Origin of the sequence: Microcystis sp. LE19-41.2A (assembly GCF_027530405.1) — a bacterium.
Taxonomy (GTDB): domain Bacteria; phylum Cyanobacteriota; class Cyanobacteriia; order Cyanobacteriales; family Microcystaceae; genus Microcystis; species Microcystis aeruginosa.
Genome location: NZ_JAPZQJ010000218.1, coordinates 1 through 3,975, shown reverse-complemented (window position 1 = coordinate 3,975; position 3,975 = coordinate 1). Strand labels below are relative to the sequence as shown.

General features: G+C 37.9%; 5 protein-coding genes and 3 pseudogenes. 4 read left to right on the top strand and 4 right to left on the bottom strand.

Annotated elements, in window-relative coordinates:
- A pseudogene (locus O9290_RS09815) lies at positions 1–205 on the top strand (ISKra4 family transposase); the annotation flags it as partial.
- A gap of 92 nt (positions 206–297) precedes the next feature.
- Positions 298–391 (top strand): annotated as a pseudogene (locus O9290_RS28460) (transposase); the annotation flags it as partial.
- A gap of 134 nt (positions 392–525) precedes the next feature.
- Here the strand turns inward: O9290_RS28460 and O9290_RS09805 are convergent.
- The 3 genes from O9290_RS09805 to O9290_RS09795 all read right to left on the bottom strand — a co-directional run bounded on the left by O9290_RS09805 (position 526) and on the right by O9290_RS09795 (position 2,105).
- Complete coding sequence (locus O9290_RS09805) at positions 526–699, bottom strand: PIN domain-containing protein (protein WP_288056754.1); 174 nt, start codon at positions 697–699, stop codon at positions 526–528.
- Positions 686–946 carry a hypothetical protein gene (locus tag O9290_RS09800; protein ID WP_002758926.1) on the bottom strand — a complete coding sequence of 87 codons (261 nt, stop codon included), beginning with the start codon at positions 944–946 and terminating at the stop codon, positions 686–688. The genes O9290_RS09805 and O9290_RS09800 overlap by 14 nt, the downstream gene beginning before the upstream one ends.
- A gap of 124 nt (positions 947–1,070) precedes the next feature.
- Positions 1,071–2,105 (bottom strand): hypothetical protein, encoded by a 1,035-nt coding sequence (locus O9290_RS09795; RefSeq protein WP_288056751.1) that lies wholly within the window; start codon positions 2,103–2,105, stop codon positions 1,071–1,073.
- Between the two features lie 262 nt (positions 2,106–2,367).
- Between O9290_RS09795 and O9290_RS09790 the strand changes: the two genes are divergently transcribed.
- Positions 2,368–2,934: a calcium-binding protein gene (locus O9290_RS09790; RefSeq protein WP_002758921.1), complete on the top strand. Its 567-nt coding sequence runs from the start codon at positions 2,368–2,370 to the stop codon at positions 2,932–2,934.
- Positions 2,935–2,946: 12 nt separating this feature from the next.
- Positions 2,947–3,546, top strand: a complete 600-nt coding sequence (locus tag O9290_RS09785; protein ID WP_002758919.1) for a hypothetical protein — start codon at positions 2,947–2,949, stop codon at positions 3,544–3,546.
- A 13-nt stretch (positions 3,547–3,559) separates the two neighbouring features.
- On the opposite strand, the pseudogene O9290_RS09780 reads toward O9290_RS09785, so the two are convergent.
- Positions 3,560–3,975 (bottom strand): annotated as a pseudogene (locus O9290_RS09780) (RNA-guided endonuclease InsQ/TnpB family protein); the annotation flags it as partial.

Sequence of the window (3,975 nt, the reverse complement as noted above, 5' to 3'; positions counted from 1 at the left end):
TATTTATTTGAACAAGCATAAACATCGAATTGTCAATTATGGTTATTTGCAGGCAGAGGGCATTTCGATTGGCTCTGGCTCTGTTGAATCAAAAATTAAACAAATTGCTCATCGTCTTAAAATTACTGGTGCAAGTTGGGAATCTGGTAATGTACCGCAAGTCCTTCGTCATCGCTCTGCCTATCTAAATGGTTGCCTTTTTTAACTTTTTTATTGAGTTCATTAAGCATTTCTACTTATTACAAAGGTGAGATGCTCCCGATTCATCAAAAAGAAACCCTCGAACCAATTCTTCAAGAAGTCGGTGCTAGACTGGAGTTTTTACCTCCCTATTCTCCCGATTTTTCTCCCATTGAAAACTGTTGGTCGAAAGTGAAAATACTGATTCGTTCTATGTCACCTCGTACCTATGCTGATCTAGAAAAAGCGATCGTTCAAGCCTTTAGTCAGATTACATTGCGAGACATCCATCACTGGTTTACCCATTGTTGCTATTGCGATACCCCTTTTAAAGAGCCTACCTAGTCATCCATGCTGTACCTCATTCAACTGAAACCCGCTATAACAGGTTTCGGTGATAACAGGATAGGTGGTAATTAAGGCTTCATTTTGACTATAAATAGTTTGAATGGCTAACGAGTGATCTTTGTCTTTTCGATTGCCAAGAGCGAGAAAGAATCCTGTATCAGCAATGATCATTTTTTTCGGATAGGAGTGAATGCAAAATGTTTTCTGAGTTTTCGGCAAAGTCAGCCTCTGCTTCAAAGCTACCGATAAAGGAACTTTGTTTTAATTTAGCTAGGGGATCGTGTGTTTTTTCTTGGAGTTGTTGATAGCGTAGTTCAATGGCTTGTTGAATGGTTTCTAAAGTATTTTCTTGGGTGGTTTGTTGAATATAGGCTAGTTTTTGAGCGTGTTCATCGTCTAGTTGAATAGAAATTTGCATTGTTTTTTCCTATTTTATGGGCAATTACTGTTGACAATGGGCAAGGGCGATCGCTGGCATGATGCGATCTAGTTATACTATTGTATCTGGTTAATTATGGCTTGATTCATGTTACTATCCTCCTTTAATAAACTAAGTTTTTGTTGTTGATTATTGTTGCCGATTGCTCAGAGTAATTAATTGTTTGTTCCACCACCTTAAACCGCTTATAAAACACTTCACTATTACCCTGTTGACCCAATTTAATAAATATCTCCTCAAGACGCTCTTGACTTAAAATAATATCTGTAGGGTCAGATTCCCCATTAACCCAAGATAAATCAATGGGTTGCTCTGTGACAATTGCCAGAAAATATTCATCTCCTACTGCATCATATTGGAAAAATCGAGCTAGTCCTTCAGACGGGGGTAAACGAAGTCCTTCTGACAGCTTAGTATAAGGAACATAGGCAAATGCTCTTGAAGGACTAAAGAGATAAAAATTTCCTTCTACCGTCTCATTAATTAATAATAAATATTGACCATTGTCAGGTAAATTAACCCATAAATAATGGGGCTTGTTAAGATAAATATAATTACCCTTATCTGGCTCTGGCTTAATTACAGTACCATTCATAACTAGACCCCTTTTTGAACTCCCGTTTGAGGCTCCTCCATTAGGGGATTTTTCTACCTCAAAATTTTCATTAATATCCAGCATCGTTAACTTATTACAAGCAGGTGCAGCAACTTCTTTTGCTAATTCCCAACCCATCCGAGGAAATTTTTTCTCCCATAACCATTGATAAGTCACTTGATGAGGTTCAATTGAATTCTGAGGTTTTCCTTTCTTCTCATATTTAGTAGTAATTAAATTGACACTTAATTCTAATCCATCGTCTATCATCGCTTGTTTAAACACATCTACCATTATTCTCCTAATTCTTTTCGCATATTCATTAATAGTTGCTTCCGTATAATGAAGATTATGCTTATCTTTCATTATTTCGACAATTTCACTTCTTTTTTTATCTTGATTTTTGGGATGATATAGAAGTTGAAATAAACAACTATGATCTTGATTTTTTATCAAACCAGTATTTTGCAATATCTGGTTTAGAAATGCTTTTTGCAATAGGTCTTTATCTTTAGTTCCTATCGTGTCAGGAATGCCAACCATTTTTAGTTCAAAAATAATCAAAAATTAATAGAGATATTTAAAGATTACATCATTTCCTCGGATTTGTCAATATTTTTATGAGAAAGAGAAAGCAATGTTATTAATGGTTATTAAAAGTTATGTACGGTTATTTAGAGCTATTTAAAGTTATTTAGAGTTGTTGGCTGATACCAATTTGTTATTCAGTATCTATTGAATGTTATTTGCTCTGAATGTTTGACTTGAATCATCAACTTAATTAATTCACAGGAGTTGACAGCTAATGCCAGTTTACAACGGTACAATTTACAATGACTTCTTGTTCGGCAGTTTCGGTAATGACACCATGTACGGGAATGAAGGGAATGATAGCATTTACGGCCAAGGGGGCAACGACTACATCGACGGTGGAATAGGCAACGACTACATTGATGGTGGAGATGGTGCAGATATCATCTTCGGCCGCGCTGGAAATGACAATGTCTTCGGCGGAAACGGTAGTGACTTGCTCATTGGCGAAGCGGGTGCTGACACTTTATCAGGCGGAAACGACACTGATTATCTCTTTGGCGGAGCCGACAAGGATGTTCTATTAGGAGGCGCTGGGAATGACTTTGTCTATGGCGGCTATGGCAATGATATCCTCACTGGCGGCACTGGTGCCGATGTCTTTTATTTCGGTTCTCTTCTAGAAGGAGTTGACGTAATCAAGGATTTTCAGCGGGCGAATCTTTTGGTTCGCCTGTTCCAGACGACTGGGGAATTTTTGCTCACTGGTCAAACTAAAAGCATGAACCTTGTTCTCAAGGAACAAAAGATAACGAACAACAAAAAAAGAATTAATTTTTGAGGAGCAACAAAAATGTTCAATCCCTGCAACCCCAAATATCCCTTATTTACTTTTGCTATTGCTTTATTCGTTGGCGGTATTACTAATCCAAGCAGTGCAGCAGAGTTTAAATTTCCTGATCAGGTTGATATTTACGTTAAATCCTTAGGAGGTGGTGCTGGTGCCAATTCTGAGTTTGGTCTTGGGACTACTTCAGAAAACTTTGTTCCAGTTCTTTCAGGATTGCCGAATAATCCATCAACAAACAGTGAGGTTTTTTTGGGGTCTTTTAATCCAGATCAACCAATTCCACTGGCAGTTCTAACTAACTGGAATGGTCAAAGTTTTTTCGCTACAATTGGAAGCACAGATATGGCTTCACAAATAGTTTTTTCAGATCTAGATAATAGCCTTGGTTTCGGAGGAAATACATTTGAGTTACTAGATGCTAATATCTTCTTAGCTCATCTTGATGACGCTGCATCTTTCACTGTAGATGATGATGACGATGATGTTCTTGTTCAGATTCGTGTTGCATCTAAAAGAACGACTCCAGAATCCAGCAGCGTTCTTGCTTATATTACCCTTGGGGGTTTAATGCTAGGGAGTGCTATCCGCAAAGCCAGAAATTGACATACTCCCACCGTCAAGCTACGCTGTGACGGGGGATTCTTGACCTATCACTATCGGAAATTCCTTGTTCAACGAGACAGCTTAGATTCTCAATGTCTCCACTGAAAACCCAGAGGCCGGACTCTCTATTATGCGTTTGGGTCGGTTTCTGTTTGCCCAACAGTACCGTTGAGATAATTTCCCAAATATTGCAACCCTTTTTTAAGAATGTTGATTGCTGCATTATGATCCCTATCTAAGATTGTTTTACAGTTAGGACATTGATGAGTTCTATTGCTTAATGTTTTTTGAACTCTTGTACCACAAACTGAACAATCTTGGCTAGTAAAATGGGGAGGGACAGCAACACAAACGATCCGATAAATCTTGGCAAAAAATTCAAACCATTCAGTGAATTGATACCAAGAAGCATCAGAAATCGACTTAGAC